The sequence below is a fragment of the Arthrobacter sp. JCM 19049 genome (assembly GCF_001310435.1).
Map to the genome: position 1 here is coordinate 1 of NZ_BAXF01000118.1, position 5,772 is coordinate 5,772.

2 protein-coding genes, 1 tRNA gene and 3 pseudogenes are annotated in these 5,772 nt (G+C 66.9%); 2 read left to right on the plus strand and 4 right to left on the minus strand.

Going from position 1 to position 5,772, the window contains the following annotated elements; translation table 11 throughout:
- Together JCM19049_RS07340 and JCM19049_RS07345 are read right to left on the minus strand one after the other, a co-directional pair.
- Positions 1-1,471: pseudogene (locus JCM19049_RS07340) on the minus strand (FAD-dependent monooxygenase); the annotation flags it as partial.
- Between the two features lie 649 nt (positions 1,472-2,120).
- Positions 2,121-2,630, minus strand: a complete 510-nt coding sequence (locus JCM19049_RS07345; protein ID WP_054821256.1) for an alpha/beta fold hydrolase — start codon at positions 2,628-2,630, stop codon at positions 2,121-2,123.
- Between the two features lie 344 nt (positions 2,631-2,974).
- Here JCM19049_RS07345 and JCM19049_RS23265 point away from each other — a divergent pair.
- Together JCM19049_RS23265 and JCM19049_RS07350 are read left to right on the plus strand one after the other, a co-directional pair.
- Positions 2,975-3,121 (plus strand): annotated as a pseudogene (locus tag JCM19049_RS23265) (pentapeptide repeat-containing protein); the annotation flags it as partial.
- A 68-nt stretch (positions 3,122-3,189) separates the two neighbouring features.
- Positions 3,190-3,798 carry a DinB family protein gene (locus JCM19049_RS07350; protein ID WP_054821257.1) on the plus strand — a complete coding sequence of 203 codons (609 nt, stop codon included), beginning with the start codon at positions 3,190-3,192 and terminating at the stop codon, positions 3,796-3,798.
- A 167-nt stretch (positions 3,799-3,965) separates the two neighbouring features.
- Here the strand turns inward: JCM19049_RS07350 and JCM19049_RS07355 are convergent.
- Positions 3,966-4,042, minus strand: a tRNA-Pro gene (locus JCM19049_RS07355).
- A gap of 109 nt (positions 4,043-4,151) precedes the next feature.
- Positions 4,152-5,673, minus strand: a pseudogene (gene der, locus JCM19049_RS07360) (ribosome biogenesis GTPase Der).
- Positions 5,674-5,772: the final 99 nt, after the last annotated feature.

Genomic DNA, 5,772 nt, shown 5'->3' on the forward strand with positions numbered 1-5,772 from the left:
CATCGCCCGTCGGCCCGGTGGTGGTGTCCCAGGTGCACCGGGTTGGTGTCCCCGCAGCGCATGACCATCGCGGACTTGAAGCGCTTGCCGATCGGGTAGCCCGCGGCCAGCTGCTGGTGGTCGGCCTCTCCGGTGAGGATTGAGGCTGGTATTCGGTCATGAAGCCGGCCGGGAACTCGGCGGTGCGCACGTAGAAGTCCGAGAGGAACTTCGGGTCCTCGAACTCCTCGGGCTTTTTGGCCATCAGGTCGACCATTCCTTGTCGAAGTCGATGAGGTTCTTCGCGATCACCTGGCGCTCGGCGGAGTAGGTGCGCAGCAGCTCCTCCGGGGCGAGCCCCGAGAGCACGTGCCCCAGCTTCCAGGCCAGGTTGAAGCCGTCCTGCATCGACACGTTCATGCCCTGACCGGCCTTGGCCGAGTGGGTGTGGCAGGCATCGCCGGTAATGAACACGCGTGGTTCCCGGGTGCCGATCTCATCGACCAGCACGTCGTCGAAGCGGTCGGTGAGCCGGTGGCCGACCTCGTACACGCTGTGCCAAGCCACGTCCTTCACATCCAGGGTGTAGGGGTGCAGGATCTGCTGTGCGTGGTCGATGATCTCCTCCAGGCTGGTCTGGCGGATCTTGCCGTTGTCATCGTGCGGCACCTCGCCCAGGTCCACGTACAGCCGGAAGAGGTTCCCGCCCTCACGCGGGATCAGCAGGATCGAGCCGGCCTTGGACTGGATGGCGCACTTGATGCGGATGTCCGGGAAGTCCGTCACAGCCAGGGTGTCCATCACGCCCCAGGCGTGGAAGGCCTGGTCCCCGGAGAGGCTAGCGCCGATGGAGCGGCGCACCTTCGAGCGGGCGCCGTCGGAGCCGACAACGTACTTGGCGCGCACCACGCGTTCGGTGCCCTGCTTCGGCCCATCGGTGTACTCCAGCACGGCGCGCACCGGGTACTCCTGGCCCTCCTCGACGGTCAGCGACTTGAAGTCGTAGCCGTAGTCCGGGGTGATGCGCCCCGGGGAGTTCTTCGCGTACTCGGCGAAGTAGTCCAGCACGCGCGCCTGGTTCACGATCAGGTGCTTGAACTCGCTGATGCCGTGCGGGTCATCCATGGTGCGGTCGGTGCGCACGATGTTCGTCGGGTTCTGCGGGTCCGGGGACCAGAAGTTCATCTCCGTAATCCAGTAGCCTCGGCGGTGATCCGCTCGGCGAAGCCGAAGGCCTGGAAGGTCTCCACGCTGCGGGCCTGGATGCCGTCGGCCTGCCCGATCGCCAGGCGTCCGGGACGCGGTCGATGATGCGGGTGCTGACGTTCGGGAACTGGGCCAGCTGCGCGGCGGTGATCATGCCGGCGGGACCGGAACCGACGATCAGCACGTCCATCTGGTCCGGCAGCTCCTCGGGCCGGTTCAGGCCCAGCCCGGCGGCCGGCTGGACGCGCGGATCGGTCGATACGTATCCGTTGTGGTGAAACTGCACAGTTCTTCCTCACTGCTTTGTGAAAGCAAAACCTAAGATCAGAGTTGTTCGATTATCGAACGTCATATTCGCATATCGCACAACCACTATAAGTGCCTGTGAGTGCTGACACAAGCCCAGGAGGCGCAGACAACACCTCAAGCTTTGCTGTGCGCCACCGGCTTCGTTGCCCTCTTCGAAACTCTCGCTTTGCCAGCCCTACCGCGCCGGAGGTCACCAACGTCCCCTCCGGGGCTGCGGATAGGTTCGCGCGGCATTCGGTGGAACAGTCCTCGCGGTGCGGGGCAATCACCATCCCGGTGCTCGGCGAGCGCCTGCGCGAACTGGGCAGGGCCGCGGTGAGACATGGTTGGTCAATGCGTCGCACAGCAACAGGTTCTTCGACCAACTTAGGAGCCCCGTCCGGTTCCGCCGTGGGTTCTGGCCACCCACCGTCAAGGACGGTTGCCGAAGGGAGATAAGGGACGCAGTACCGTCATGGCCGCTATAGCAACCGGAGGCCCAGCCACCGGGACGGCCACTGAGGGCAGTGCCGGCACTCCCTTGCGCCCCCGCGGCCGCAGCCGGGACACGCCGCGCCAAAGTCGAACCGCGTTACCGGGGAATCCGCTGGAGGCTGCCGGACGCTAACGGGTGTCGAACCCGCCGCCTAGGAGTTGAACCGCTCGATGATGCGCGCCAGCTCGCGGGCCTTGGTGAGCATCGGCAGGTGGCCGGTCTCCAGCTGGTAAATGGTCGCATCAAAACGCTTGGCCACCCGCGACTGCATTCCCGCCGGCACCGCGGTGTCCTGGGTGGTGAGCACGTAGCCGCGGCGGGCGGGCCAGTGCGGTTCGCCGGTCGCGTCGGCCAGCACCTGCCCGGAGAACGCGCCCATCTCACGCAGCAGCTTGTCGATCACGACCTCGGCCACGCCAGGCAGCATCGCCCGAATTCTGCGCTCACTGAGTTTCAGCCCGCTCTTCACCAGCTGTGGCGCAACGAGCTTGGGTCCGACCAGCGGCAGCACATCGACCAGGGACTTTCCGCGCGGGGGCAGCAGCGAGGAAATCAGCAGCACCCCGTCCAGGCGCCGCGGCACCATGGACGCGACCTGGGCGGCCACGGTCGCCGACACCGAGTGGGCCACCAACGTCACCTGCTCCTCCCCCGGAGGCATGGCCTCGATGACCAGCTGAGCATGCTCCTTTAGGTCCCGGTGCCGTCGGGAAACTGCACCACCTCGGTGCCTTCGCGCACATAGGCGCGCACCTGGTCCCAAATCCATCCCGGCAGCCCGCCTCCAGTGAGAAACAACGTGGTCATTGCGCATCACTCCTTCACTGCCCGGCGGCGCATCGTGCCGTTGGCTCCAGCCTAGAACAAATCACCCCGCCACGTGGCGGATCGGCAGAAATTCCCGGCGCGCGCATGGCTGGCCGACCGGCCCATCCGCGGTTTTTCCTGGTGCCGGTCAAACCGAGGTGGCAGAATGCCCCCACCGGCGCATAGCAGACGGTGGGGGTGCCAAATGGACGACGCGAGGAGCTTGGGCCCCGGTGGGCAGCTGCCGCAGGCGCACTCACCGACGCCGACCTGCGCCGGGCCAGGTTCACCCGCTGCGACCTGGGTGAGGTGCGGATGCGCGCCGTTGAACTGGGCGGCGCACGCATCGACGGCACCTGGTTCAGTGCGGGGAGTCAGGGCGTGTTCCTCAACGACGTGGAGGTCACCGGTTCGTGGAGCAGCAACTGGACCGCCGGTTCCCGGGGCGAGAGCCGCGCGGCTCGCACCACGGCGCAGAATTGCTCCAGTCCTGGGATGCGGTCAGCGCCCATTGGGCGGCCGCCTGCCGTACCCCGGATGAGCTGCCCGCCGGGACGCAGGATCTGAGCGTGGACGGGGAATGGTCCTTCGCCCAGACGCTGCGCCACCTGGTGATGGCCACCGACACGTGGTTGCGCGGCTGCATCTTCGGTGAGGAGCATCCCTACCATCCGATCGGAGTGCCGAACCACGAGTACGCGCTGGATGGCTACGACAAGTCGGTGTTCAGCGAATCGAATCCGGACTTCGCCCGGGTGCTGCAGGTGCGCGCCGAACGCCAGCAGCAGGTGCGCGATTTCCTGCTGGTCCAGGACGCGCAGTCGCTGCAGGCAGCACGCCGCCACCCCTGGGACGCAGAGCACAGCGCCATGCTCAGCGTTGGGGCGGCACTGCGGGTGCTCCTGGATGAGGAATACGAACACCTGTGCTACGCGGTGTGGGACCTGAAGTCCTTGGCGGTCCGCGGTGAGGGACAACGCCGGCAGGGCCAACCCGCCGACGAAAACCCTGGCCCGGAATAATGTGGCGCGCCACACGCCGGTGACCTCGCTGCGGGGGCCATGCCAGGATGCGATGACCGTCCGCAGTTCACAAAGCCATGCCCCTGGCGGGCGGTGAAAAAATCGCGCGGGAAGGGGCTCAAAAACCAGTCAAGGGCGGAAACCAGATGGTTTCCGCCCTTGAGCGTTGGTCGGGCTAGCGGGATTCGAACCCACGGCCTCCTGACCCCCAGTCAGGCGCGCTACCAAGCTGCGCCATAGCCCGAAATGCTTTCGCAGCCGTTCTCCCCCACTTCGAAAAGCGGCGGTGCCACCTGCGAAAAGCTCCTAGATAACCCTACACCACATTCGGGTGCGGGATCGAATCGAGGACTCTAGGACTTGCGTCCCCGGCGTTCGCGGATGCGCATCGAGACCTCGATCGGCGAACCTTCGAACCCGAAGGTTTCCCGCAGCGGCGGGCGATGAACCGGCGGTAGCCCGGATCCAGGAAACCGGTGGTGAACAGCACGAAGCGCGGCGGACGCGAGGAGGCCTGGGTGCCGAACAGGATGCGCGGCTGCTTGCCCCCGCGCACCGGGTGCGGGTGGGCGGCCACCAGCTCGCCCAGGAAGGCGTTGAGCTTGCCGGTGGGGATGCGCTTGTCCCAGGACTCCAGCGCGGTGTTCAGCGCCGGGACCAGCTTGTCCTTGTGCCAGCCGGTCAGCGCGGAAATGTTCACCCGCGGTGCCCAGTCGATGTGCGCAAGGTCACGCTCGATTTCCTGCTCCAGGTAGTGGCGGCGGTCCTCATCGAGGTTGTCCCACTTGTTGAACACCACCACCATGGCCCGCCCGGCTCGATCGCCATCTGGATGATGCGCACGTCCTGTTCGGAGACCACTTCGTCGGCGGCCAGCAGGATCACCGCGACCTCCGCCTTTTCCAGGGCGGCCTGGGTGCGCAGTGAGGCGTAGTAGTCCGAACCGACGGCCATGTGCTGGCGGCGACGGATGCCGGCGGTGTCCACGAACCGCCACACTTCCCCGCCCAGCTCGACCAGTTCGTCCACCGGGTCACGGGTGTGCCGGCGTAGTTGTCCACCACGACGCGCTCGGCGCCGGCGAGCTTGTTCAGCAGCGAGCTCTTGCCCACGTTCGGCCGGCCGATCAGCGCGATGCGCCGCGGTCCGCCGCGCGGGATCACCCCGCCAAAGGCGGAGTACTGCGGCATCTTCTCCATCACCGCGTCCAGCAGGTCCGCGGTGCCGCGTCCGTGCAGGGCGGAGACCGGCCAGGGCTGGCCGAAGCCCAGACCCCACAGCATCGCGGCCTCGGCCTCCTGGTTGAAGTCATCGACCTTGTTGGCCACCAGGAACACCGGCTTGCCCTTGCGGCGCAGCATCTTGACCACGCTTCGTCGGTGGCGGTCGCCCCCACATGGGTGTCGACCACGAACAGGATCACGTCCGCAACGTCCGCGGCGATCTCGGCCTGCTCGGCGACCGAGGCGTGGATGCCCTTCGCGTCGTGCTCCCAGCCGCCGGTGTCCACCAGGGAGAAGGCGCGCCCCTCCCATTCGGCGTCGTAGGCCACCCGGTCCCGGGTCACCCCCGGCACGTCCTCCACGACCGCCTCGCGCGCCCCAGGATGCGGTTGACCAGGGTGGACTTGCCCACGTTCGGCGCCCGATGACGGCCAGCACCGGAGGGATGCCGATCTCGGCGTCCTCGTCTTCCTCCGTGCCCAGCCCGGCCAGCAGGCCGCGTCCTCATCGTCCAGTCGTATTCGGCCAGCCCGGCGCGCAGCGCTTCGGCCCGCTGTTCGGCTTCCTCGTCGCTGAGCGCGTCCAGCCGCTGGACGATGTCGTCGTCGCCGACCGGGATGTAGTCTTCGTCGGACAGGTGTTTCTCGCTCATGATCTTCCCTTTCAAGGCAATGAACGGCCAGCCGGTTGTCTCACGACAGCGGCCGGAAGGTCGGTTAAGTCTGTGTCGGGGCGCCGGTCTGCTGCGGCG